Here is a 24303-nt window from a genome sequence, read left to right as displayed (position 1 = left end):
CGCCATGACTGACTACACCCTTCCGGACCTGCCGTACGACTACGCGGCACTCGAGCCGCACATCTCCGGCCGCATCATGCAGCTGCACCACGACAAGCACCACGCCGCCTACGTGACGGGAGCCAACACGGCCCTTGCCAAGCTGGCCGAGGCTCGCGAGAGCGGCAACCTGGACGCCGTCAACCTCCACGAGAAGAACCTCGCGTTCAACCTCGGTGGGCACGTCAACCACTCGGTCTTCTGGGCCAACCTGTCCCCCGACGGCGGCGACAAGCCCATCGGTGAGCTCGCGGCCGCGATCGACGAGTTCTTCGGGTCGTTCGAGGCGTTCCAGAAGCACTTCACCGCCGCCGCAGCGGGCGTGCAGGGTTCGGGCTGGTCGATCCTCGCGTGGGACTCCATCGGCGCCCGGCTCGTGGTCGTCCAGCTGTACGACCAGCAGAGCAACATCGCGATGGGGCTCGTCCCGGTCGTCATGCTCGACGTGTGGGAGCACGCGTACTACCTGGACTACCTGAACGTCCGCGCCGACTACATCAAGGCGTGGTGGAACATCGTCAACTGGGCCGACGCGGCCGCACGGTTCACCCGTGCCCGTAGCCAGACGGCGGGCCTGATCGTCCCCTCCTGAGCGCGTCGCTCCGGGTAGCTCCTCCGACGGAGCCTCCGAGCGCCCCGCGGTCTCAACGACGAAGCGCCGGTGACCTCCTCGAGGTCACCGGCGCTTCGTCGTACCAGAGTCGTCCGCGGGTCGTGCGCGGCCAGCGCTCGTGCGGTGCGCGTCCAGCGCTAGTGCGCGTGCTGCCCACGCGAGAACTCGAAGACCCAGCCCACGAGGGCGATCGCTCCCAGGACGGCACCGACGTAGACGAGCCACCAGCCGATCGCGAGCCCGGCGAACAGGATCGCCGCGGCGAGACCGATGGCGAGCGGCCACCAGCTCCACGGGCTGTACACGCCCTGGTCGCCGGCGCCCTGCTCGATCTCCGCATCGGCGTCGTCCTCGGGACGCGCGTCGATCCGACGCGAGAGCAGCCCGAGGTAGCCGCCGATCATCGACACGAGCAGCACCAGGACGAGCAGCGCCAGGGTGCCGATCATCTCCCCGTGGCTCCACAGCCCGTAGATGATCGTCATGATCAGGAAGAACGGGGCGAGAAAGAGGAAGAACCTGGTCTCGACCTTCATCGCTGTGCCTCCGGGTGGGTGTCCGGGCCGCGCTCGATGTCACTCTGGCGGCGGCGGTCTGCGTCCCCGAGGATCTCCTCGAGGAGGCCGGCGTTGGGCTCGGCGCGGTCGAGCGCGGCGACCTCCGGGTGGTGGAGGTCGAACGCCGGCCGCTCCGAGCGGATCCGCGGCAACGACGTGAAGTTGTGTCGCGGCGGCGGGCAGCTCGTGGCCCACTCGAGCGACGCCCCGTAGCCCCAGGGGTCGTCCACGGTGACCTTCGGGGCGTTGCGCGATGTCGTGTACACGTTCCAGAGGAAGACGAGCGTCGAGGCCGCGAGGATCACCGAGCCGACCGTCGACACCTGGTTCATGAGCGTGAACCCGTCCTCCGGGGAGTAGTCGGCGTAGCGCCGGGGCATCCCCCTCACACCGAGCCAGTGCTGGATGAGGAACGTCGTGTGGAACCCGACGAACAGCATCCAGAAGTGGATCTTGCCCAGGCGCTCGTTGAGCATGCGCCCCGTGAACTTCGGCCACCAGAAGTACAGGCCGGCGAACATCATGAAGACGACGGTGCCGAACACGACGTAGTGGAAGTGTGCGACCACGAAGTACGTGTCCGAGACCTGGAAGTTCATCGCGGGGCTCGACAGGATGACCCCCGTCAGCCCACCGAACAGGAAGGTGACGAGGAACCCGAACGTCCACAGCATGGGGGTCTCGAAGGTGAGCTTGCCGCCCCACATCGTGCCGATCCAGTTGAAGAACTTCACCCCGGTCGGCACGGCGATCAGCATCGTCATGAGTGAGAAGAACGGCAGCAGGACCGCGCCGGTGACGTACATGTGGTGGGCCCACACCGTGACGGACAGCGCGGCGATCGAGATGGTCGCGTAGACGAGGCCCTTGTAGCCGAAGAGCGGCTTGCGGCTGAACACCGGGAGGATCTCCGCGACCATGCCGAAGAACGGCAACGCGATGATGTAGACCTCGGGGTGGCCGAAGAACCAGAACAGGTGCTGCCAGAGGATCGCGCCCCCGTTCTCGGGGTTGAACACCTGCGCACCGAGTCGCCGGTCCGCGCCGAGCGCGAAGAGCGCCGACGTGAGCGGCGGGAACGCCATGAGGATCAGGAGGCTCGTGATGAGGACGCCCCACGTGAACACGGGCATCCGGAACATCGTCATGCCGGGCGCGCGCATCGTCACGACCGTCGTGATGAAGTTGACGGCGCCGAGGATCGTCCCGAACCCGGCGAGCGCCAGCCCGAACACCCACAGGTCCCCTCCGAGCCCCGGCGAGTAGACCGCGCTCGACAGCGGGGCGTAGGCGAACCAGCCGAACGACGCGGCGCCCTGGGGGGTCAGGAAGCCCGATGCGGCGATGATCCCGCCGAAGAGGTAGAGCCAGTACGCGAACATGTTGAGGCGGGGGAACGCGACGTCGGGCGCGCCGATCTGCAACGGCATGATGACGTTCGCGAAGCCCGCGAACAGCGGTGTCGCGAAGAGCAGCAGCATGATCGTGCCGTGCATCGTGAAGAGCTGGTTGTACTGCTCCTTCGAGGCCACGATCTGGATGCCCGGCTCGAACAGCTCCGCGCGGATCAGGAGCGCCAGCACGCCGCCGAGGCAGAACCACACGAACGACGTGATCAGGTACATGTACCCGATCGTCTTGTGGTCGGTGGAGGTGATCCAGGAGATCACCGTGCGGCCGAGGTTCTGTCGGTGCGGCGCGATCCCCGGAATCGTCTGAACTGCGGTGGCCATCAGCTTCCACTCCCCTGCGTGCTCGCCTGCGTGGCGCTCTGCAGGTCCTGCAAGCGGCTGAAGTCGAGCCCGAGGGCTCCGGTCTGACCCTTGGCGCGCAGCTCCTGCATGTGGGCGTCGTACTCGGCGCGCGTGACGACCTTGACGTTGAAGAGCATCGCCGAGTGCTCCTCGCCGCACAGCTCGGCGCACTTGCCGCGGTACTCCCCGACCTGCTGCGGGACGATCTGGAACTTGCTCGTGCGTCCCGGGATCACGTCGCGCTTGTAGAGGAACTCCGGGACCCAGAACGAGTGGATGACGTCACGCGAGTTGAGCACGAACTCGACGCGCTCGTTGACCGGCAGGTAAAGCGTGACCTGGTCGGCGAGGACACCGTGGTTGCCGACCGCCTGCGCGTGCTCGCCCGTGTCGTAGACGTCGGAGTCGAGGTAGTTGAAGTCCCAGCTCCACTGCTTGGCCACGACCTGGACCGTGAGGTCGGGCTTGGCGCTCGTGTCGTTGATCGCGGCGGTGTCCCGCGCGGTGTAGTAGAAGAGCACCCCGACCATGAGGATCGGCAGGATGACGTACATGACCTCGAGGGGCACGTGGTAGCGCAGCTGCACCGGGAGCGTGTCGTCGTCCTTGCGCTTGCGGTACACCGCAGCGCACCACAGGATCAGGCCCCACACGATGATGCCGACGATCAGCGCGGCGGTCCACGAGCCGACCCACAGGTGCGCCATGCGCCCGGTCTGGTTCGTGACCTCGGCGCTCGAGCTGCCGGGCAGGAAGCCGCGCTGGGCCGAGGCTGAGCAGCCTGTCAGCGCCACGGCGACGACGGCGACCAGACCGGCCCACTTCAGGGCCGGACGTGGGGACCGGCGGGGTTTCTGCGAGTGCACTGACGACCTCTCACTCACGTCCCGGTGACGTGCCACCCCGTCTGGGCGACCGCGACCCGGGACCTTCGTCCTCATTGCGAGCAGCCTAGCGCGCCGCAGCCGCTCAGACGCGCCCCGGACGCGCTTTGCCGACAAGTTGTCAGGACCGTTGTCGGGACGGCGGAGCCGTTCGGCGTCTTCCGCAGTACGCAGCCAGAGATCTCGCCGACGCGCGACCGCGCTACCGTGCCCGCATGAGCACTCAGGAGCCGTCGTCGGGCGCGCGCTCGAGCGACCACGCAACCTCGGACGCCGCAGGCCCCGCGCGGGTCTTCCTCGACGCCGGCGGCCACGCACCGATCCTGGCGGCCGCACGTCGCGCGTTCGACGAGGCGGTCGACCGCGGCTGGGCCGACCCGCGTCGGCTGCACGCCGAGGGCCGCACGGCTCGCCTGCTCCTCGAGGGCGCGCGGGAGTCGCTCGCAGCGTCCCTCGGGGCACGGACCGAGGAGGTCGACCTCCTGCCGTCGCACACGCTCGCGCTGCACGCCGCCGTCCGGTCCGTCGCTCGCGGCCGACGACGCGCCGGACGGGACGTCGTCGCCAGCGCCGTCGAGCGCGCCGCGATCCTGGCCGCGGCGGACTTCGCCGCCACGCAGCCGTGGGACGGTCGCACAGGTTCCCGAGTCGTCATCGGCGTCGATCGGGTCGGCCGTGTCGACGCCGACGCCTTCGCCGCCGCCGTGCGCGCGCCAGGCGTCGCCCTCGCCGCGCTCCAGCACGCCAACGGCGAGGTCGGGACCCGCCAGCCCGTCGAGGCCGTGCACGACGCGGCATCCCGCGCGGGTGTCCCCCTGCTCGTCGACGTGGGGGCGAGCGCGGGCCATTCCGAGCTCTCCGACGCCTGGGACATCCTCGCGGCCGACGCGGGCGACTGGGGCGGGCTGCCTGGTGTCGCCGTGCTCGCGACCCGCGCCCGGGTGCGGCGGACCCCGGACTGGCCAGAGGACACCGAGCGCTGGTCACCCGGCGGGGTGAGCGTGCCTGCAGCGCTCGCCGCGGCCGTCGCGCTCGAGACGGCCCGGTCTAGTCGCGGGGCCGACGACGCGCACCGCCGGGCACTCGTCGATCGCATCCGCCGTCGCGTGGCCGCTGAGGTCCCCGACGTCGAGGTCGTCGGCGACGCGGTCGACCGCCTCCCGCACGTCGTGACGTTCTCGTGCCTCTACGTCGACGGCGAGGCGGTCGTCACCGAGCTGGACCGGCTCGGCTTCGCGGTCGGTTCCGGTTCGGCCTGCACCTCGAGCACGCTCGAGCCGAGCCACGTGCTCGCAGCGATGGGAGTCCTGACCCACGGCAACGTGCGGCTGTGCCTGCCTCCGGACGTCACGAGCGAGGGAGTCAACCGGTTCCTCGACGTGCTCCCCGGAGCCGTGCTGCGCGTGCGTGACGCGCTCGGGGCCGGGGGGCTGTGATGCCGGACGTCATCGACGCGCGCGGCCTGCTGTGCCCGATCCCGGTGATCAGGCTCGCGCGCGCCGCCGTCGACGCGGCGCCCGGCACGCTGCTGACCGTCTGGGCGACAGACCCGGCCGCGCGGCTCGACGTGCCCGCCTGGGCCCGGATGCGCGGCCACGAGGTCGTCCGGGTCGAGGACCTGCCCGACGGCACCGTCGCGATGGACGTCCGGATCGCCGGTGCTCGCGAACCGGCGAGCTGAGCCTCGCCTCGCCGGTCGTCACGCACGAGGGCCCGGCACCTGTGCGGTGCCGGGCCCTCGTGAGCGGTCACTCGATCAGCTGAACGACCCGCCGCAGGCGCAGGCGCTGCCGGCGTTGGGGTTGTCGATCGTGAAGCCCTGCTTCTCGATGGTGTCCGCGAAGTCGATCGTCGCGCCGTCCAGGTACGGGACGCTCATGCGGTCGACGACGACCTCGACACCGTCGTAGTCCTTGATGGCGTCGCCGTCGAGGACCCGCTCGTCGAAGTAGAGCTGGTAGATCAGGCCCGAACACCCACCGGGCTGGACGGCGACACGGAGACGCAGGTCGTCGCGCCCCTCCTGCTCGAGCAGGCTCCGCACCTTGCCCGCGGCGACGTCGGAGAGGAGGACGCCGTGCGTCGCTGTCTCGGTGGTCTCGCTCATGGTCTCTCCTGTGCCTCGAAGTTCTGTCGAGCGGGTGCGCAGCACCCTGCTTGGCGGCTCAACGCCACCCTACGGCGCGTTGTTCCCTCAGGCTACGCCGCGAGGCCTCAGGCTCTGCCGCGCCCCGCTCGGCTCACCGGGACCACGTCCGAGCGACCCGCTCGGCGCGCAGGCTCAACGTCCCGGGCGGGTCGGCGAGCGCGGCGACCACCTCGTCCGACCCCTCGGCCACCGCGTACGCGGCTGTGAGGCCGGCCGCCGCGAACTCCCGACGGCCCACCGTGACCTGGCCCGCGATGACGATCGTCGGGACCGCGGCGCCCAACGCCCGCTCGGCGACGGCCGCGACCACCTTGCCGTGCAGCGACTGCCAGTCGAAGGTCCCCTCCCCCGTGACCACGAGGTCGACGTCCGCGATCTGCCGTGCCAGGCCCACCGCATCGGCTACGAGGGCCGAACCCGGCACGAGCCGCGCTCCGAGCAGCGTCAGACCGAAGCCGAGGCCGCCCGCCGCACCCGCACCGGGCTGGGCGGCAAGACGGGTCACCGGAGAACCTGAGCGAGCGCCGGCGAGAAGGTCAGGCCGGACGACGTCGGCGAGCGCGCCGACCGCGGCGTGCGCGAAGTGCCCGAGCGCGCGCTCGAGCTCCTGCGCCTGCTCGGGGGTCGCGCCCTTCTGCGGGGCGAAGCCGGCGCTCGCGCCGTGCAGCCCGAGCAGCGGGACGTCCACGTCCGTCGCTCCGACGAGATCGATGTGCCGGAGTCCCGCGCGCACGTCGGTGAGCGCAGCCAGGTCGTCGGAGGTGACACCCCCGAGCCCTCCGCCGCCGCGTGTCAGCACGCCGTCGGGCGCACCGACACCGAGGGCGGCGAGCATGCCGGCACCGCCGTCGTTGGTCGCGGACCCGCCCAGGCCGACGACGACGCGCCGAGCCCCCGTGCCGACGGCCGCGCGGATGAGCTCGCCGACGCCGTACGACGTCGTGCGCGTCGGGTCCCGACGGTCCGGCGGGACGAGCGGGAGCCCGAGGGCGTGCGCCGACTCGACGTACGCGGTGCGCGCGCCGTCGGGCGACTCGACGAGCAGGATCGCCGCGGGGACCCGATCACCGAGCGGTGAGCTCACCGTCACGGCCACGAGCTCGCCGCCGAGGCTCGCGCGCAGGGTGTCGAGAAACCCGGGGCCGCCGTCGGACAACGGGCACGTGCGCAGGTCGTCCCCGGGAGCGGCGCGCAACCAGCCGTCGCGCACGGCCGACGCTGCCTCCCGAGCCGTCAGGGTGCCGCCGAAGCCGTCCGGAGCGATGAGCACGCGCATCGGGTGATCTTGGCACGCCCCGGGGTGGGCACCCGCCCGTCGGCGTCCTGATGACCCGCTCGACAGGCTGTGGAAAGATCACCTCGTGAGCCTCCTGACCCCCGCAGTGCCCGGCTTCGAGGAGCCGGCTCCCTCGGCCCTGCTCCTCCTGGGCCGTGGCATCGACCTTGCCTCCGAGCGTGGCGTGGAGTGCGTCGGCGCGCTGCCGGCAGCCAGCGACCCGGACCTCGTCGAGCGCGCGCGGGTCGCGCGGGCGGCTCTTGGCGACCGGGCGTTCGTGCTCGGTCACCACTACCAGCGTGACGAGGTCATCGCGTTCGCCGACGTCACGGGCGACTCGTTCAAGCTCGCGCGCGAGGCAGCCGCCCGTCCCGACGCCGAGTTCATCCTCTTCTGCGGCGTGCACTTCATGGCCGAGTCGGCCGACATCCTCACGTCCGACGCCCAGCAGGTCCTCCTCCCGGATCTCGCGGCCGGCTGCTCGATGGCCGACATGGCTGCGATCGACCAGGTCGAGGACGCCTGGGACGTGCTGGCCGACGCGGGCGTCGCGGACGACACGGTCCCGGTGACGTACATGAACTCGACCGCCGCGATCAAGGCCTTCACCGGCCGCCATGGCGGGACCGTGTGCACGTCGTCCAACGCGCACACCGCGCTGCGCTGGGCCTTCGACAAGGTCGGCGGCGTGGGCGGCACAGGCAAGGTGCTGTTCATGCCCGACCAGCACCTCGGCCGCAACACCGCGGTCCGCCAGCTCGGGATGTCGCTCGAGGACTGCGTCGTCTTCGACCCGCGCAAGCCCGGCGGCGGGCTGACGGCCCAGCAGCTCAAGGACGCGCGCATGATCCTGTGGCGCGGGCACTGCTCGGTCCACGGCCGGTTCTCGGCGCAGAACGTCGCAGCTGCGCGGGCAGCGATCCCCGGCGTGCAGGTCCTGGTGCACCCCGAGTGCACGCACGAGGTCGTCACCGCGGCGGACATGGTGGGCTCGACCGAGTACATCATCAAGGCGCTCGACGCCGCCGAGCCCGGCTCGTCGTGGGCGATCGGCACGGAGCTCAACCTCGTGCGGCGCCTCGCGGCGACCCACCCCGAGCAGCACGTGCACTACCTCGACTCGACCGTGTGCTTCTGCTCGACCATGAACCGGATCGACCTGCCGCACCTCGTGTGGACCATGGAGTCCCTCGTCGCCGGGCGGGTCGTCAACCGCGTCGTCGTCGACCCGGACGACGCACGCTGGGCACGCGTCGCCCTCGACCAGATGCTCGCCCTCCCCGGCGCGTGATCGGCCCCGACGTGACGACCGGAAGCCCGCTGCGGGTCGGGATCTTCGTCTTCGACGGCGCCGAGGAGCTCGACGTCGTCGGGCCGTACGAGGTCCTCGCGTGGTGGTCCGAGCACTCCGAGCTCCGGCCCCAGGTCGTCACGTTCTCCGTCGACGGCGCGGGGGTGCGCTGCGCGAAGGGCCTCCGCCTCGTGCCTGAGTACTCCGCCGACGAGGTCGGCGCTCTGCACGTGCTCGTGTACCCCGGCGGGCACGGAACCCGGCCTCTCGCCAAGGACGCGGACCACCTCGCCTGGGTGCGCGCGATGGCCGCCTCGACCCCCCTGATGACCAGCGTGTGCACGGGCGCGCTCGTGTACGCCGCCGCGGGTCTGCTGTCGGGCCGACCGGCCACGACGCACCGGGACGCGTTCGACGAGCTCGCCGAGATCGACCCGAGCGTGCTCGCGGACACCGAGGCGCGCTTCGTCGACGACGGCGACATCATCACGTCGGCGGGAGTCTCTGCCGGCATCGACATGGCGTTCCACCTCGTCGAGCGCCTCGAGTCTCCCGAGGCAGCCGAAACCGTGCGGCACGGGATCCAGTACGACCGCACATGAACCGCCTGGTCCGGCTGCTCGTCGTCTGGCTGCGCGCACGTCGTCACCGCGGCCCGGGCACCCCGCTCGACGAGTGGCGCACGCCGCTCCGGGTCACGCCGAACGACCTCGACCTGCTTCGGCACATGAACAACGGGTCGTACCTGACGCTCATGGACATCGGTCGGGTCGACATGCTCGTGCGGACCGGAGCGCAGAGCGCCATCAGCCGACGTCGCTGGTACCCGGTCGTCGTCGGTGAGTCGATCCGCTTCCGGCGCTCGCTCGAGCTGTGGGAGCGCTTCGTGATCGTCACGCGCGTCATCGGGTGGGACGAGCGCGTCTTCTACCTCGAGCAGCGGTTCGAACGCACGCCGAGACCAGGGACGCCCGCGACTACCGCGCCCGAGGTCGTGGCCGAGGCGTGGGTCGCGGCCCGCTTCATCGCGCGGGCCGGCGGCACGGTGGCCTCACCCGACGTCGCCGACGCGTTCGCGGTGGACGTCGTGAGCCCGCCGGTGCCCGACGCCGTCCTGGCGTGGGCGCGAGCGCTCGACCTCGCGCACCGGCCGCGCGACTGATCGCATGGACTTTGCCGGTCAGTTTGCCCGTCATATCGGCGTCGGCGACACCGTCGCCGTCTGTCGTGACCATTTCGCCGCTGGCGGGGTCCATTCCGTGAGAGCGGTGAGCAGATCGTCGGGGTCGTCGCGGACGATCAGCGTCGAGCGGAAGTGCTCCGAGAGGAATCCGCGTTCCGTCATCGTGTCGAGCGCACGTAGCAGCGGCTGCCAGTATCCGTCGATGTCGTAGAGGGCCACCGGTTTGGTGTGAATGCCGAGTTGCTGCCAGGTCCACGCCTCGAAGAGCTCTTCGAGGGTTCCGGCTCCACCGGGGAGCGCCACGAAGGCATCGCCGAGCTCCGCCATGCGCAGCTTCCGCACGTGCATGTCAGGGACGACGTCGAGCCGGGTGAGTCCGTCGTGCGCGATCTCGCCGTCGACGAGCGCCTGCGGCATCACGCCGAGCACCTCGCCACCTGCAGCGATCGCGCTGTCGGCGAGGACTCCCATCAGACCGACCTTGCCGCCGCCGTAGACGAGGCCGATACCCGCAGCGGCGAACGCTCCGGCGAGCTTCGCGACCTTCGCCGCGAACACCGCCGAGTCTCCCTTCGCGGAACCGGTGAACACGGTGACGCGGCCCAGAGGTCGGGCCTCGCGGCGCAGTGCGGGGAACACGTGGTCGCGCAGCAGCGGCGCCACGCGGTCGCTCGGCGCGTGCAGGGGAACCCATTCGAGCTCGGCAATCTCCGCGCGCGGCGCGTCGACGACGACAGCCGGGTGCTCGAAGACGGTCGCCAGCACCCGGCGACCGGGTTCGTTCGCGGCAGGTGCGGCGAACGTGCCGAGGGGGAGCAGCGCGACCGGATCGAGAACCATGCCGAGCTCCTCGGCACACTCCCGCACCGCGGCAGCCGCATCGGACTCACCGGGCTCGGGCTTCCCACCCGGGAACATCAGCCAGGCGGTCCCCTGCTTCCGCACGGTCAGGACACGGTCTGAGCTATCGCGGAACACCACCGCGCTCACTCTGATCGGTTCCGGCACGATCGCTCCTTTCGCTCCGACGCGCGAACGTCTCTGGCATCGCATCATGCGCATCTTCGTCGCCGGAGCCGCCGCGGGCTGGGACGCGACATCACCCACCGACTCGTCGCAACCGGACACACCGTCGCTGCACCGACGCCGTCGCCCGACTCGAACCGGACTGCATCCTCCACGAATGCTTCACACGGCACGAAACTGGGCCACCGACGCTTCCTCGCGCAGAGCATCGCATGGCACATGCCCGACGAACGGAGCGCCGACGCGGTCGCGGAGCTGGAGCAGACAACGCTCGCCTACGGCGCGACCTCTCGCGCCACGCCCTAGGCCCGGCGCCCGAGCCGCTGGAGCAGCAGGGCCTCGGCGAGAACGACCCGCTCGAGGTCGCCCAGATCGACCGACTCGTCGCTGCCGTGCGCCCGGCTGTCGGGGTCCTCGACGCCCGTGACGAGGATCGCCGCGTCGGGGTAGACCTCGAGAAGGTCCGCGATGAACGGGATCGAGCCGCCGATGCCGATGTCGACGGGGTCCGTGCCCCACGCCTCGGTGAACGCCCACCGCGCGGCCACCATCGCCGGCGAGTCGGTCGGCGCCTGGAACGCCTTGCCGAGCTCGCCGTCGCTCACCGTCACGCGCGCACCGAACGGCGCGTGCGCCTCGAGGTGTGCTCGCAGGGCGGTGTGCGCGGCGACTGGATCCTGCCCGGGAGCGATGCGCATCGACAGCCGGGCCGTCGCGCGCGGCGTGATCGTGTTGGACGCGCGGGCCACGCTCGGGGCGTCGAAGCCGATGACGGCGATGGCCGGTCTGGTCCACAACCGGGCGGTGAGCGGCCCGGTGCCTGCCAGGCGCACACCGTCGAGCACACCGGAGTCGGCGCGGAACGCCTCCTCGTCGTAGTCGACCGTGGGGTCGGGCGCACTCACGAGCCCCGCGACGGCCACGTCGCCGGCGTCGTCGTGCAACGTCGCGATCAGGCGCGCGAGCAGCGTCGGCGCGTCGAGGATCGCACCGCCGAACATGCCCGAGTGGATCGCGTGGTCGAGCACGGCGACCTCGACCTCCACATCGACGAGCCCGCGCAGCGACGTCGTCAGGCCGGGGACACCGACCCGCCAGTTGGAGGAGTCGGCGACCACGATGACGTCGGCCGCGAGATCGTCGCGGTAGGTGCGCAGGAAGTCGGTGAACGTCGGCGAGCCGACCTCCTCCTCGCCCTCGACGAACACGGTGACGCCGACCGCGAGCTCGTCGGCGAGCACGCGCAGCGCGCCGACGTGCGCGACGACGCCGGCCTTGTCGTCCGCCGCGCCCCGTCCGTAGAGCCGACCGTCGCGCTCCTCGGGCTCGAAGGCAGGCGAGGACCAGGTGCTGTCGTCGCCGGGTGGCTGGACGTCGTGGTGCGCGTAGAGCAGGACGGTCGGGGCTCCGGCCGGCGCGGGCCGGCGGGCGACGACCGCGGGTGCGCCGGGACGACCGTCCGAGCGCCGGGCCGTCAGGACGCGCACGTCGTCGAACCCTGCGCCGCGCAACAGGTCACCGACGGCGGCGGCACTGGCCGCGACGTGCGCCTGGTCGAAGTCGGCGTTGGAGACGCTGGGGATGCGCACGAGCGCCTCGAGGTCGGTGCGCAGGCGGGGGAACTCGCGGGCCGTCCGCTCCCGGAGGAGCTCGACGGAGGTGGGGGCAGAGGCGGTCGGTGACGTCACGGTGGCCCACCGTACTCGTCTACCCTGGTGGGGTGTTCGGACGCAGCAAGGCCAACCCGTCAGTGACCGCTCCCTCCTCGCGGAGAGGCGCGCAGATCACCCACGGCGCCACCGTCTCCCCGGACAGCACCGGTGCCGGGAAGGGACACCCGACGCCGAAGCGCAAGCAGGCGGAGGCAGCCAACAAGCGCCCGCTCGTCCCCGACGACCGCAAGGGTGCAGCCAAGGCCGCCCGGGTCGCCGCGCGCGCCCAGCGCGACAAGGAGTTCGCCGCGCTGCAGACCGGTGACGAGCGCTACCTGCCGAGCAAGGACCGCGGACCCGTCCGCCGCTACATCCGGGACTACATCGACGCTCGCCGCAACCTCGGCGAGTACTTCCTGCCGGTCGCCATGGTGCTGCTCGTCCTGCAGCTCACGCTCGCCCAGGTCAATGCGACCCTCGCGATCCTCGCGCTCCTCCTCCTGTACGTGTTCGTCCTCGCGATGATGGTCGACGTCCTGTTCATGTGGCGCTCGCTGAAGAAGAAGCTCGTCGCGAAGTTCGGTGCGTCCGCCATCCCGCGCGGGACGACGATGTACGGCGTGCTGCGCGTGTTCCAGCTCCGCCGCTCGCGTCTTCCCAAGGCGCAGGTCAAGCACGGCGAGTACCCCGCCTGAGCCCACGTACGGTAGGTCCATGGTGAACTACCGCTTCCTCGGCAACTCCGGTCTCAAGATCTCCGAGATCACGTACGGCAACTGGCTCACGCACGGCTCGCAGGTCGAGAACGACACCGCGGTCGAGTGCGTGCACGCGGCGCTCGACGTCGGCATCACGACGTTCGACACCGCCGACGTCTACGCCAACACGAAGGCTGAGAGCGTGCTCGGCGAGGCCCTCAAGGGGCAGCGTCGGCAGTCGCTCGAGATCTTCACGAAGGTCTACTGGCCGACAGGTCCGGGCGGCGCCAACGACTCCGGGCTGTCGCGCAAGCACATCCTCGAGTCGATCGACGGCTCCCTCGAACGGTTGCAGACCGACTACGTCGACCTGTACCAGGCCCACCGCTACGACCACTCCACGCCGCTCGAGGAGACGATGCAGGCGTTCGCCGACATCGTGCGCGCGGGCAAGGCGCTCTACATCGGGGTCAGCGAATGGACGGCCGACCAGATCCGGGCGGGCCACGCGCTCGCCGGGGACCTGGGCTTCCAGCTCATCTCCAACCAGCCGCAGTACTCCGCGCTGTGGCGGGTCATCGAGGCCGAGGTCGTGCCTGCCTCGAAGGAGCTCGGTATCTCGCAGATCGTGTGGTCGCCGGTCGCCCAGGGCGTGCTGTCGGGCAAGTACGCCCCCGGAGCTCCCGTGCCCGCAGGCTCGCGGGCCGCTGACGAGAAGGGCGGCGCCCAGATGATCCAGCGCTTCCTCGAGCGCCCCCAGGTGCTGCAGCGGGTCCAGGACCTCCGGCCGATCGCCGACGAGCTCGGGCTCACGCTCGCTCAGCTGGCGGTCGCCTGGGTGCTCCAGAACGACAACGTCGCCGCGGCGCTGATCGGTGCGAGCCGACCGGAGCAGGTGCGAGAGAACGTCAAGGCCTCGGGTGTGACGATCCCCGCCGAGCTGCTCGTCCGCATCGACGAGGTGCTGGGCGACGCGGTCGTGACCGACCCCGCGGAGACGGCCAAGAGCTCCCCCGCAGCCCGCTGAGGACGATGCAGGGCCGCTCCTCCCCGCGGAGGGGTGGCCCTGCCGCTCAGCGTTCTGCGACGTCCACGGGAACCATGAACCGCGGCAGCAGAGGGTGGACGACCGCGCCGATCACGAGCGCGTACGCCAGCGTCGCGAAGCCCGCCGTGCCCCCGAGCAGCCAGCCCGCCGCCACGACGGCGACCTCGATGCTCGTCCGCACGAGCCGAGTCGATCGACCCGTCCGGGCCACGAGCCCGGTCATCAGCCCGTCGCGCGGACCCGGGCCGAACCGCGCCCCGATGTAGAGCGCCGTCGCGAGACCGTTGAGCCCGATGCCGAGCACCACAAACCCGATCGCTGCGAGGCGCGGGAGCGGGTCGGGCAGGAGCGCGAGCAGCGCGAGGAACGGGTCCACGAGCAAGCCGATGACGAGCACGTTTGCGACGGTCCCGGCGCCGGGCCGCTGCCGCAACGGCCACCAGGCGACGAGGACGGCAGCGCTGATCACCAGCGTGACCGTGCCGAACGACAGGCCCGTCCGGCGCGCGACGCCCTGCGAGAGCACGTCCCACGGCATGGTGCCGAGCCCCGCGCGCACGAGGACCGTGACCGAGACGGCGTAGAGCACGAGACCGATCGCCAGCTGGACCGTCCGCCGCGTCATCCGGCGCGACCCAGGAACCGCGACGGTCGGTGTCAGGTCGACCGGGGCGTCAGGGAGGCTCACGGAACGCGCAGGACCAGCGCGGGAGTCGCCTGGGTGCCGTCGTGCAGGAGCCGCGCGGTGTGCACACCCTGGGTCGCGAGCACCCGCCACTGCTCGCCGAGCCACTGCTCGGCGTCGTACTGGTTGGCGAACACGGGGCTCACGGGGCGGTCGAGCTCGTGCCCGGCGATGTCCTCGAACGCCCACTCCCACTGGGGCAGCACGGCCATCACGAGCCCCCGACAGCGCCGCGGACGGCATCGGCCGCGAGCGCACGGTTGATGTGCGCGGCCCAGAACGGGCCGCGGTAGATCAGCCCGGTGTACCCCTGGACGAGGGTCGCACCGTTCGCGAGGTACTCGAGCGCGTCAGCCGGCGTCGAGATCCCGCCGACCCCGATGATGACCGGGTCGGGCCCGAGACGGGTGCGGAGGCGGGCGACGACGTCCAGACCACGCGCGAGGAGCGGCGGTCCGGACAGCCCGCCTTCCCCGAACGGGTGGGCGATCGTCGTGTTGACGGCCACCACGCCGTCGAGGCCGAGCTCGGTCGCGAGGTCCGCGATCGCGTCGACGTCGTCGTCGGACAGGTCCGGCGCGATCTTGACCAGCAGAGGCACGCGCGGTCGCCCGGCAGCCGTCGTCGCCGCGTCGGCCGCCTCGCGCGTGGCCACGAGGATGGGGCGCAGCGCGTCGACGGACTGCAGGTCGCGCAAGCCCGGCGTGTTCGGCGACGACACGTTGACGACGAGGTAGTCGGCGTACGGCGCGAGCCGGCCGGCGCTCAGCGCGTAGTCGGCCGCAGCGTCCTGCGGCGGGGTCACCTTCGTCTTGCCGATGTTGACGCCCACGACGAGGGCGCGGCCGACCGGGGTCGCGCGGAGCGACTTCAGGTGTCCGGCCACGACGGCCGAGCCTTCGTTGTTGAAGCCCATCCGGTTGCGCAGCGCCTGCTGGTCCACGACGCGCCACAGCCGCGGCGCGTCGTTGCCGGGCTGCGCGTACGCCGTGACGGTGCCGACCTCGACGAAGCCGAAGCCCAGCATCGCGAGCCCCTCGACCGCGAGGGCGTTCTTGTCGAACCCGGCCGCGAGGCCGAACGCTCCCGGGAACGTCCGACCGAGCGTGCGCACCTCACCTCCGGCGGGCGCCGCGGCCAGCCGGGCGATCACACCGCGCAGCACGGGGACGCGCCCGACGACACGGATCAGACCGAACGCGAGCTCGTGGGCGCGCTCAGGGCTCAGGCGGAGGAAGACCAGGTTGAACAGGAGGCGATACACGCGGTCCAACCTACTGGTCGACGACGGTCCCCGAGCCACCGTCGGCGCTCCGCGAGCGGGTGTGCCAGAGCCACGCGAGGCCGAGGAACGGCAGGACGAGCGGCACGTAGCCGTAGCCCTGCCCGTAGCCGGACCACACCGTCTTGGCGGGGAAGTCCCCCGCGGCGAGCACCGAGACCGTCCCGACGACGAGCACGCCGACCAGCTCGACGAGCACGGCCGACCACGCGACCGGTCGCCACCGGCCGCCGCCCTTCGCGAGCGCAACCGTCGCGAGGATGTACACGACTGCCGAGAACGCGGACAGCCCGTAGGCGAGCGGCGCCTCCGCGAGCTTGGTCGCGATCTGGTACCCCGCACGCGCGGACGCCGACAGGGCGAAGACCCCGTACACGCCGACGAGGGCGCGGCCCGGTCCGGTCGACGTGCTCGCTGGGCCCGCGGGCGGGACTGATGGGTCGTGCGGTGCGGTCCCGGTCACAAGGATCCCCAGATCTGCAGAAGTCGGTATTCGAGGAAGGCCGTCGTGAAGGCGGCGATGAACAGCAGGACCGAGCTCCACCGGGTGCGCTCCTCGAAGGCCCACATCGCCGCGAACGGAAGGATGAGGAGCTGCACGAGGATGTAGCCGCCGAACAGCGCGCGATCCGGCGAGCCGGTGCCGTTGGCCACGAGAACGATCGCGGCAACCGCCTGGGCGAGCAGCACCGCCTCGACGACGGCCCCGCCCCAGAGCTGACGCAGGATCACCGCGCGGTCGCGGATGACGAACACCAGGGCCCACGCAGCGAGGGCCAGGGAGAGGATGACGACGAGGAGGGCCACCGGTCCGATCACGCTTCGCCACGTTACCGGGCGTCCGCATCCGCGGTGGCCACGCGGTCGGACTACGATCGCCAGGTGCCTCGAGTGACTCTCACCTCCAAGAACCCTGCCAGCCTCGCCGTCGACGCCCTCGTGGTGGCGATCGCCAAGACCGCCGCCGGTCCGCGCCTGCTCGACCCCGACCAGCTCCCCCCGGAGATCGCCGCTGAGATCGCGGCCAGCGCAGGGGCGCTCGGGATCACCGGCGACCAGGACGAGGTCCGCCGCTACCCGACCGCGGGCCGCCTGTCGGCCAAGGTGCTCGTCCTGACGGGCGTCGGTGACCCCACGGCCGTGACGCCCGAGCTGCTGCGTCGGGCGGCGGGTGCCGCAACGCGCGAGCTTGCCGGGACGTCGAGCGTGGCGCTCGCCCTGCCTGCCGGGCACCTGCCAGAGCTGACCGCGGTCGTCGAGGGCGCGCTGCTGGGTGCGTACACGTTCACGCGGTACCGCAGCCCCGACCAGGCGGCCACGTCCGCGCCCGTGCCGTCGATCGAGGTCGTCACGCCCCTCGCCCGCCAGAGCTCGGCAGTGAGCGCTGCCACGCGCGCCGAGGTCGTCGCCGGCGCGGTCCACGCGACGCGTGACCTGGTCAACACCGCTCCGAACGACCTCTATCCCGCGGCGTTCGCCGACGCGGCCAAGGCTGCGGTCAAGGATGCCGGTCTGCGCGCCGGGACCGTCAAGGTCACGGTGCTCGACGAGAAGGCGCTCGTCGCCGGTGGCTACGGCGGCCTCATCGGTGTCGGCCAGGGTTCCGTCCGTGGTCCGCGCCTCGTCAAGGTCGCCTACTCCCCGTCACGTCCGGCCGCAAAGGTCGCGCTCGTGGGCAAGGGCATCACGTTCGACTCAGGCGGCATCTCGATCAAGCCCGCGGCGGGCATGGACGCCATGAAGTCGGACATGTCGGGGGCGGCCGCCGTGCTGCACACCGTCCTGGCCGCTGCGCGCCTGGGGCTGCCGGTCGCCGTGACGGGGTGGCTGTGCCTCGCCGAGAACATGCCGTCGGGCACCGCCCAGCGGCCGTCCGACGTCATCACGATCCGCGGCGGCAAGACCGTCGAGGTCCTCAACACCGACGCCGAGGGTCGGCTCGTGCTCGCTGACGGGCTCGTGGCCGCGATCGAGGAGAAGCCCGACGTCGTCCTCGACATCGCGACCCTCACCGGCGCACAGACCGTCGCACTGGGCAACCAGGTCTCGGCCGTGATGGGGACAGACGGTGCGCGCGCCGAGATCGTCGCGTCCGCCGAGGCCTCGGGCGAGCTGTTCTGGCCGATGCCGCTGCCCGCCGACCTCAAGGGCGGCCTGAAGTCGAAGGTCGCGGACCTGGCGAACATCGGCGAGCGGTTCGGCGGCATGCTGCTCGCCGGCCTGTTCCTCCAGGAGTTCGTCGGCACGACCCCGTGGGCGCACCTCGACATCGCTGGTCCGGCGTTCAACGAGAAGACCGCCCACGGCTACACGCCCGTCGGCGGTACCGGCGTCGGTGTCCGGACGATGCTCGCGTTCCTCGAGGCCCGCGCAGCCCAGCGGTAGCCAGTCCGGATGCGGTCGCCCGGCCGGGCGCAGGCTGTGCGGCCGGGCGCGGTTCGTCCGGCCAGGTCAGGTTCGCGTCGCCCAGAACGCGACCGCGGACGCCGCTGCCACGTTGAGGGAGTCGACGCCGCCGGCCATCGGGATGCGTACGACCAGGTCGGCCGCCTCGACCGCACCGCGCGACAGCCCGTCGCCCTCGGTGCCGAGCATCAGCGCGAGGCGCTCCCGCGGCGCCGCGACGAGGTCGTCGAGGGACACGGCATCGTCGGCGAGGGCGAGCGCCGCGACGGTGAACCCCGCCGCACGCAGGTCCTCGAGGCCGCCCGGCCACGTCTCGAGCCGGGTCCACGGCACCTGGAACACCGTGCCCATCGAGACGCGCACCGAGCGGCGGTACAGCGGATCGGCGCAGCGCGGGGTCACGAGCACCGCGTCGACACCGAGCCCAGCCGCGCTGCGGAAGATCGCGCCGACGTTCGTGTGGTCGACGATGTCCTCGAGGATCGCGACACGTCGCGCTCCCGTGCCTCCGCGGGCCGCTGCGAGCAGGTCATGGACCGACGCCAGCGCCGGGCGATGCATCGACGCGAGCGCCCCACGGTGCACGTGGAAGCCGGTGATCGCCGCGAGGACGTCCGGCTCCGCCACGTAGACGGGCACCGTGGTGCCGTCGTCGGGCAGCGACGCGAGCGTCGTGACGAGGTCGGGCAGCCAGCGCGGCGAGAGCAGGACCGACCGAGGTCGATGACCAGCGCCGAGCGCCCGCCGCAGCACGGTCGAGCTCTCCGCGATGTACAGGCCCTTCGAGGGCTCGTGGCGCGAGCGCAGGGCGACGTCCGTGAGCGAGACGTAGTCGGCGAGCCGCTCGTCGGTCGGGTCGGTGATCGGGTGGATGTCAGGGGCCGGCACGGGCCCCATCATCTCGCGGTCCGATGCCCGGTCAGGACCTCGCGAGCAGCCGCGTGGTGCGCAGAGCGCTCGCCCGACGTGCTGCGCCCGGGCCGACGACGGCGGCTGCGGCACCCAGGAGCGCGACGACCGGGATCACCAGGAACGCCGTGTGCGCACCGAAGGAGTCGGCGAGCGCGCCCAGGACGTAGGGCGCGACGCCGATCGCGGCGCCGCCGGCGAGGGTCGCGTTCGCCTGTGCGCGGTCGGTCGAGCGGCGCGCCGCGCTGAGCAGGATCGAGATCGAGAGGGGGTACTGCGCGCCGTAGCCGATCCCGGCGATCGCGAGGCCAGCGAGCGCGACGGGCGTCTCGGTGGCGGTCCACAGGATGGCCCAGCCGACGATCGCAACGAGGAAGGACGCGGCGAGGAGACGGGCGGGCTCGATGCGCAGCGACAGCGGGCCGACGACGAACCGGATCGCCGTCATGCCCGCGACGAGACCAGCCGTGGCGGCGGTCGCGATGCCCGCACCGGCACCGGTCTGCTGACGGATGAGGTCGGTCGACCAGAACGTCGTCGCGTTCTCCAGCGCGATCGCCGCGACGATCGCGACAAGGAACCAGCGGGTCGCCACGGCGGACTCCCGGTCGGCGGCGTCAAGCGCGACGGCGTCGAGGGGGGCGGCCTCAGCCGGGTCGAGCGCGGGGTCCGGTGCAGGGACGGCTCGCCCGCTCATGTCGGCCGGCAGACGTAGCGCGAGCAGCGCCGAGCCGATCGCCAACGCCGCCGTGGCGAGGACCGCGGGTCGCCAGCCCCAGCCCGCCGCGACGCAGGCGCCGACGGCGAGCGGGCCCAGCAGCCCGACACCGGAGCCGACCCCGTTGGCCTCGGTCACGGCGGCCGAGCTGGCCCGACCGTGCCGCAGCGACAGGCCGGCCTGCGCGGCGCTCACAGCGACGTTCCCGCCTGCCGCGAGGATGAACACCCCGGTGAGCGTCCAGGCCAGGATCGGACCCGCGACGAGCACGATCACACCGACCGCGATCAGCACGCCTGCGCCCACCAGGGTCGCGCGGCGACCGAAGCGGTCCACCAGCCGCGGGGTGAGCCGGGCGACGAGGATCGCCCCGGCCGCGAACGCTGTGCCGTGCAACCCGCCCTGAGCCTTGCTCACACCGAGCTCGTCCGCGAGGAGCGGGACGCTCGGGCTGAAGCTGTAGAGCAGCCATCCCCACACGACGAAGTAGCTGTACAGGCTCAGCGTGGGCCGGTCCCGCACCAGCCGGATCGGGGCGGGCTCGGCGGTTGCGGTCACCGACCGAGCCTACGTGCCGCCGACACCCCGATCCCCGCGCGAAAGGCCCAGGACGGGACGTCTCGCGCGCGTGGTGCGCAACGTCACTCGACCGGAGCAGTCGCGGCGGCGAACTGGCTGTCGTACAGGCGCGCGTACGCACCGCCGGCGGCGAGCAGGCCGTCGTGCGTGCCGTGCTCGACGATCGAGCCGTGCTCCATCACGAGGATCGTGTCGGCGTCGCGGATCGTCGAGAGCCGGTGCGCGATGACGAACGAGGTACGGCCGACGCGCAGGGCGTTCATCGCCTGCTGGACGAGCACCTCGGTGCGGGTGTCGACGGACGACGTCGCCTCGTCGAGCACGAGGATCGGCGGGTCGGCCAGGAACGCGCGCGCGATCGTCAGGAGCTGCTTCTCCCCCGCACTCACGTTGGAGCCCTCGTCGTCGATGACCGTGTCGTACCCGTCGGGCAGGGTGCGCACGAACCGGTCGACGTGCGTGGCCTGCGCGGCGGCGACCAGGTCCTCGTGCGAGACGTCGGTCGCCCCGTAGGCGATGTTGTCGGCGATCGTCCCGCCGAACAGCCACGTGTCCTGCAGCACCATCCCGATCTGCGAGCGCAGGTCGTCGCGCGTCATCGCGGTCGTGTCGACCCCGTCGAGCGTGATGCGGCCCGAGTCGAGCTCGTAGAAGCGCATGAGCAAGTTGACGAGCGTCGTCTTCCCGGCGCCCGTCGGCCCGACGATCGCCACCGTCTGACCGGGCTCAGCGACGATCGACAGGTGCTCGATCAGCGGGGTCTCGGGGTCGTACCGGAACGACACGTCCTCGAACGCAACCCGTCCGCGCACCGGCAGCTCGACGGCCGTCGGGACGGCGGGGTCGGGGCGCTGCTCCTCGGCGTCGAGCAGCTCGAACACCCGCTCGGCCGACGCGACGCCGGACTGGAGGAGGTTCATCATCGACGCGATCTGCGTGATGGGCTGCGTGAACTGCCGCGAGTACTGGATGAACGCCTGCACGTCACCGAGCGACAGCGTGCCCGACGCGACCTTGAGCCCGCCGACGACGGCGACGATGACGTAGTTGAGGTTCGCGATGAAACCCATCGCGGGCATGATGATCCCGGAGATGAACTGGGCCTTGAAGCTCGCGCCGTAGAGGTGGGCGTTCTCGGTGTGGAACGTCGCGACGGCCTCGCGCTGACGTCCGAACACCTTGACCAGCGCGTGCCCGGTGTACATCTCCTCGATGTGCGCGTTGAGCGTGCCCGTCCGGGCCCACTGCTCGACGAACTGCGGCTGCGAGCGCTTCGCGATGAGCATCGTCACGACGATGGACAGCGGCACGGTCACCAGGGCCACGACCGCGAGGATCGGTGAGATCCAGAACATCATCGCGAGCACGCCGACGACCGTGAGCAACGAGGTGATGAGCTGCGAGAGCGTCTGCTGCAGGGTCTGGGCGATGTTGTCGATGTCGTTGGTGACCCGGCTGAGCACCTCGCCGCGCCCCTGGCGGTCGAAGTAGCCGAGCGGCAGCCGGGACAGCTTGGCCTCGACGTCCGCGCGCATCTGGAAGGTGGTGCGCTGGACGACGCCGGTGGTCAGGCGCGCCTGGAGCCACCCGAAGAGGAACGACCCGACGTAGACGGCGAGCACCGTGAGGACGATCGTGCGCAGGTGCGCGAAGTCGATGCCCACGCCGGGCACGACGTGCGTGCCGCTGAGCAGGTCGGCGTAGGTGTTCTGACCCTTCGCGCGCAGCGCCTCGATCGTCTGGTCCAGGCTGACCCCGGCGGGCAGCCGCTTGCCGATGACGCCCTCGAAGATCACGTTGGTCGCCGCGCCGAGGATCTTCGGCCCGCTCACGACGAGGGCGACGGACGCGACGCCGAGCGCGATGATCGTGCCGAGGCGGACGCGCTCCGGGCGCAGGACGCCGAGCAGCCGGCGGCTCGACCCACGGAAGTCCATCGACTTCTCGCCGGGGACGCCCATGCTCATCGGACCGTGACCCCGACCACCAGGCGGGCCGACGGGACGTGCCGGCGCTGCGGGCCTGCTCTGCATGCTCATGCTGCCTCCTCCGCGGAGATCTGCGAGAAGACGATCTCGCGGTAGGTCGAGGACGACGCCATCAGCTCGCCGTGGGTGCCGGCTCCGACGACCTCACCGTCCTCGAGGACGACGATCTGGTCGGCGTGCCGGATGGTCGCGACGCGCTGCGCGACGATGACGACCGCCGCGTCGCGCGTCTCGGGGACGAGCGCGGAGCGAAGTGCGGCGTCGGTCGCGAAGTCGAGCGCCGAGAACGAGTCGTCGAACAGGTAGATGCTCGGTCGGCGGACGAGCGCCCGCGCGATCGCCAGGCGCTGACGTTGGCCCCCTGACACGTTGGTGCCGCCCTGCGCGATCGCCGCGTCGAGCCCCTCCGGCATGGCCTCGACGAACTCGCGGGCCTGCGCGACCTCGAGCGCGTGCCACAGCTCGTCGTCGGTGGCGTCGGTGCGTCCGTACCGCAGGTTGGACGCCACGGTGCCGCTGAACAGGTACGGCTTCTGCGGGACGAGCCCGATCGAGCTCCACAGGTCGTCGGGCTCGAGGTCGCGGACGTCGATCCCGTCGAGGAGCACGGCTCCCCCGGTCACGTCGAACAGCCGGGGAACGAGGTTGACGAGAGTCGTCTTGCCCGAGCCGGTCGACCCGATCACCGCGGTGGTCTTCCCGGACTCGACGACGAGGTCGACGCCGCGCAGCACCGGCTCCTCGGCACCCGGGTAGCGGAACTCGACGTCGCGCAGCTCGAGCCGCCCGCGGCGCGCCGCCGGGAGCGAGATCGGGACAACCGGCGGAAGGACCGAGGTCCGGGTGTCGAGCACCTCGCCGATGCGTTCCGCGGACACCATCGCGCGGGGCACCATCACGAACATCATCGAGGCCATCATGACCGCCATGAGGATGTACATGATGTAGCTCAGGAACGCGGTGAGCGCACCGATCTGCATCTGGCCGGAGTCGATCCGTTGGGCGCCGAACCACATCACCGAGATGCTCGACGCGTTCATGATGAGCATCACGACGGGGAACATGAGCGCCATGAGCCGCCCGACGCGCAGCGACGTCTCGAACAGGTCGGTGCTGGCCACCGCGAACCGCTCGGACTCCCGCCGTTCGCGGACGAAGGCACGGATCACCCGGATGCCCGCGATCTGCTCACGCAGGACCCGGTTGATGGCGTCGATCTTGGTCTGCATCACCCGGAAGTAGGGCACCATCCGGGACACGATCAGCGCGACGGCGACACCGAGCACGGGGACGATGACGATGAGGAGCTGCGACAGCGCGACGTCCTCGCGCAGGGCCATGATCACTCCGCCGACGAGCATGATCGGGGCGGTCACCATCATCGTGAAGGTGAAGAGGATCACCATCTGCACCTGCTGCACGTCGTTCGTCGTGCGCGTGATGAGCGAGGGCGCCCCGAACTTGCCGACCTCCTGCGCGGAGAACTCCTGCACGTGGGAGAACAGACCCTCGCGCAGGTCGCGCCCGAGGGCCATCGCGGTGCGCGCGCCGAAGTACACCGCGGTG

At 71.4% G+C, this 24303-nt stretch carries 25 protein-coding genes and 1 pseudogene; 9 read left to right on the top strand and 17 right to left on the bottom strand.

Annotated features, from left to right (window positions below; translation table 11 throughout):
- The first annotated feature begins 4 nt into the window (after positions 1-4).
- Positions 5-631 (top strand): superoxide dismutase, encoded by a 627-nt coding sequence (locus VFW79_RS15710; RefSeq protein ID WP_329678225.1) that lies wholly within the window; start codon positions 5-7, stop codon positions 629-631.
- A 158-nt stretch (positions 632-789) separates the two neighbouring features.
- Here the strand turns inward: VFW79_RS15710 and VFW79_RS15705 are convergent, their stop codons facing one another.
- Genes VFW79_RS15705 through coxB form a run of 3 tightly spaced genes read right to left on the bottom strand, consistent with a single transcriptional unit; the run spans position 790 to position 3829 of the window.
- Entirely contained in the window at positions 790-1188 is a 399-nt protein-coding gene (locus VFW79_RS15705) for a cytochrome c oxidase subunit 4 (protein WP_329678224.1), read from the bottom strand.
- Positions 1185-2942 carry a cytochrome c oxidase subunit I gene (gene ctaD, locus VFW79_RS15700; RefSeq protein ID WP_329678223.1) on the bottom strand — a complete coding sequence of 586 codons (1758 nt, stop codon included), beginning with the start codon at positions 2940-2942 and terminating at the stop codon, positions 1185-1187. Before ctaD ends, VFW79_RS15705 begins: the two co-directional genes overlap by 4 nt.
- Positions 2942-3829, bottom strand: a complete 888-nt coding sequence (coxB, locus tag VFW79_RS15695) for a cytochrome c oxidase subunit II (protein ID WP_329678222.1) — start codon at positions 3827-3829, stop codon at positions 2942-2944. Before coxB ends, ctaD begins: the two co-directional genes overlap by 1 nt.
- 233 nt (positions 3830-4062) lie before the next feature.
- Here coxB and VFW79_RS15690 point away from each other — a divergent pair, with 233 nt between their 5' ends.
- Positions 4063-5283 (top strand): aminotransferase class V-fold PLP-dependent enzyme, encoded by a 1221-nt coding sequence (locus VFW79_RS15690; RefSeq protein WP_329678221.1) that lies wholly within the window; start codon positions 4063-4065, stop codon positions 5281-5283.
- Positions 5283-5528, top strand: coding sequence for a sulfurtransferase TusA family protein (locus VFW79_RS15685; RefSeq protein WP_329678220.1), 246 nt, complete (start codon positions 5283-5285; stop codon positions 5526-5528). Before VFW79_RS15690 ends, VFW79_RS15685 begins: the two co-directional genes overlap by 1 nt.
- A 75-nt stretch (positions 5529-5603) precedes the next feature.
- On the opposite strand, the gene erpA is transcribed toward VFW79_RS15685, so the two are convergent.
- The gene (erpA, locus tag VFW79_RS15680) at positions 5604-5954 is read right to left on the bottom strand and encodes an iron-sulfur cluster insertion protein ErpA (RefSeq protein ID WP_109133207.1); all 351 of its coding nucleotides are present in this window, start codon (positions 5952-5954) and stop codon (positions 5604-5606) included.
- A 133-nt stretch (positions 5955-6087) separates the two neighbouring features.
- Entirely contained in the window at positions 6088-7272 is a 1185-nt protein-coding gene (locus VFW79_RS15675; RefSeq protein WP_329678219.1) for a glycerate kinase, read from the bottom strand.
- Between the two features lie 85 nt (positions 7273-7357).
- Between VFW79_RS15675 and nadA the strand changes: the two genes are divergently transcribed.
- The 3 genes from nadA to VFW79_RS15660 are packed head-to-tail and all read left to right on the top strand — an operon-like array spanning position 7358 to position 9725.
- Entirely contained in the window at positions 7358-8563 is a 1206-nt protein-coding gene (gene nadA, locus VFW79_RS15670; protein WP_329678218.1) for a quinolinate synthase NadA, read from the top strand.
- Positions 8564-8574: 11 nt separating this feature from the next.
- The gene (locus tag VFW79_RS15665; protein ID WP_329678217.1) at positions 8575-9165 is read left to right on the top strand and encodes a DJ-1/PfpI family protein; all 591 of its coding nucleotides are present in this window, start codon (positions 8575-8577) and stop codon (positions 9163-9165) included.
- Complete coding sequence (locus tag VFW79_RS15660; protein WP_329678216.1) at positions 9162-9725, top strand: acyl-CoA thioesterase; 564 nt, start codon at positions 9162-9164, stop codon at positions 9723-9725. Before VFW79_RS15665 ends, VFW79_RS15660 begins: the two co-directional genes overlap by 4 nt.
- Positions 9726-9755: 30 nt before the next feature.
- Here the strand turns inward: VFW79_RS15660 and VFW79_RS15655 are convergent, their stop codons facing one another.
- The 3 genes and pseudogenes from VFW79_RS15655 to VFW79_RS15645 all read right to left on the bottom strand — a co-directional run bounded on the left by VFW79_RS15655 (position 9756) and on the right by VFW79_RS15645 (position 12460).
- Positions 9756-10409 carry a TIGR00730 family Rossman fold protein gene (locus VFW79_RS15655; protein ID WP_329678244.1) on the bottom strand — a complete coding sequence of 218 codons (654 nt, stop codon included), beginning with the start codon at positions 10407-10409 and terminating at the stop codon, positions 9756-9758.
- 69 nt (positions 10410-10478) lie between these two features.
- Positions 10479-10799 (bottom strand): annotated as a pseudogene (locus VFW79_RS15650) (NUDIX hydrolase); the annotation flags it as partial.
- Positions 10800-11074: 275 nt separating this feature from the next.
- Complete coding sequence (locus VFW79_RS15645) at positions 11075-12460, bottom strand: dipeptidase (protein ID WP_329678215.1); 1386 nt, start codon at positions 12458-12460, stop codon at positions 11075-11077.
- Between the two features lie 32 nt (positions 12461-12492).
- On the opposite strand from VFW79_RS15645, the gene VFW79_RS15640 reads away from it, so the two are divergent.
- Positions 12493-13119 (top strand): DUF3043 domain-containing protein, encoded by a 627-nt coding sequence (locus tag VFW79_RS15640; RefSeq protein ID WP_329678214.1) that lies wholly within the window; start codon positions 12493-12495, stop codon positions 13117-13119.
- Positions 13120-13138: 19 nt separating this feature from the next.
- Positions 13139-14149 (top strand): aldo/keto reductase family protein, encoded by a 1011-nt coding sequence (locus VFW79_RS15635; protein WP_329678213.1) that lies wholly within the window; start codon positions 13139-13141, stop codon positions 14147-14149.
- Between the two features lie 46 nt (positions 14150-14195).
- On the opposite strand, the gene VFW79_RS15630 is transcribed toward VFW79_RS15635, so the two are convergent.
- Genes VFW79_RS15630 through VFW79_RS15610 form a run of 5 tightly spaced genes read right to left on the bottom strand, consistent with a single transcriptional unit; the run spans position 14196 to position 16956 of the window.
- The gene (locus VFW79_RS15630) at positions 14196-14858 is read right to left on the bottom strand and encodes a YczE/YyaS/YitT family protein (RefSeq protein WP_414648004.1); all 663 of its coding nucleotides are present in this window, start codon (positions 14856-14858) and stop codon (positions 14196-14198) included.
- The gene (locus VFW79_RS15625; protein WP_329678212.1) at positions 14855-15067 is read right to left on the bottom strand and encodes a hypothetical protein; all 213 of its coding nucleotides are present in this window, start codon (positions 15065-15067) and stop codon (positions 14855-14857) included. Before VFW79_RS15625 ends, VFW79_RS15630 begins: the two co-directional genes overlap by 4 nt.
- Entirely contained in the window at positions 15067-16119 is a 1053-nt protein-coding gene (locus tag VFW79_RS15620) for a quinone-dependent dihydroorotate dehydrogenase (RefSeq protein WP_329678211.1), read from the bottom strand. Before VFW79_RS15620 ends, VFW79_RS15625 begins: the two co-directional genes overlap by 1 nt.
- Before the next feature lie 10 nt (positions 16120-16129).
- The gene (locus VFW79_RS15615) at positions 16130-16600 is read right to left on the bottom strand and encodes a hypothetical protein (protein ID WP_329678210.1); all 471 of its coding nucleotides are present in this window, start codon (positions 16598-16600) and stop codon (positions 16130-16132) included.
- The gene (locus VFW79_RS15610; protein ID WP_329678209.1) at positions 16597-16956 is read right to left on the bottom strand and encodes a hypothetical protein; all 360 of its coding nucleotides are present in this window, start codon (positions 16954-16956) and stop codon (positions 16597-16599) included. The genes VFW79_RS15615 and VFW79_RS15610 overlap by 4 nt, the downstream gene beginning before the upstream one ends.
- A gap of 63 nt (positions 16957-17019) precedes the next feature.
- Between VFW79_RS15610 and VFW79_RS15605 the strand changes: the two genes are divergently transcribed.
- The gene (locus VFW79_RS15605; RefSeq protein WP_329678208.1) at positions 17020-18522 is read left to right on the top strand and encodes a leucyl aminopeptidase; all 1503 of its coding nucleotides are present in this window, start codon (positions 17020-17022) and stop codon (positions 18520-18522) included.
- Between the two features lie 66 nt (positions 18523-18588).
- Here VFW79_RS15605 and VFW79_RS15600 read toward each other — a convergent pair whose 3' ends face one another.
- The 4 genes from VFW79_RS15600 to VFW79_RS15585 all read right to left on the bottom strand — a co-directional run.
- Positions 18589-19440, bottom strand: coding sequence for a TrmH family RNA methyltransferase (locus VFW79_RS15600; protein ID WP_414648005.1), 852 nt, complete (start codon positions 19438-19440; stop codon positions 18589-18591).
- Positions 19441-19462: 22 nt separating this feature from the next.
- Positions 19463-20728: an MFS transporter gene (locus VFW79_RS15595; RefSeq protein WP_329678206.1), complete on the bottom strand. Its 1266-nt coding sequence runs from the start codon at positions 20726-20728 to the stop codon at positions 19463-19465.
- A gap of 83 nt (positions 20729-20811) precedes the next feature.
- On the bottom strand, positions 20812-22788 hold the full coding sequence (locus VFW79_RS15590) for an ABC transporter ATP-binding protein (RefSeq protein ID WP_329678205.1): 1977 nt from the start codon (positions 22786-22788) through the stop codon (positions 20812-20814).
- A partial coding sequence (locus tag VFW79_RS15585; protein ID WP_329678204.1) for an ABC transporter ATP-binding protein occupies positions 22785-24303 on the bottom strand: 1519 nt, incomplete at its 5' end. The genes VFW79_RS15590 and VFW79_RS15585, both read right to left, overlap by 4 nt.

The sequence above is a fragment of the Cellulomonas sp. genome (assembly GCF_036279715.1).
In the GTDB taxonomy this organism is placed as follows: Bacteria; Actinomycetota; Actinomycetes; order Actinomycetales; family Cellulomonadaceae; genus Cellulomonas_A.
Note: the sequence above shows the minus strand (reverse complement) of the source record. Positions and strands in the feature narration are given on the sequence as shown.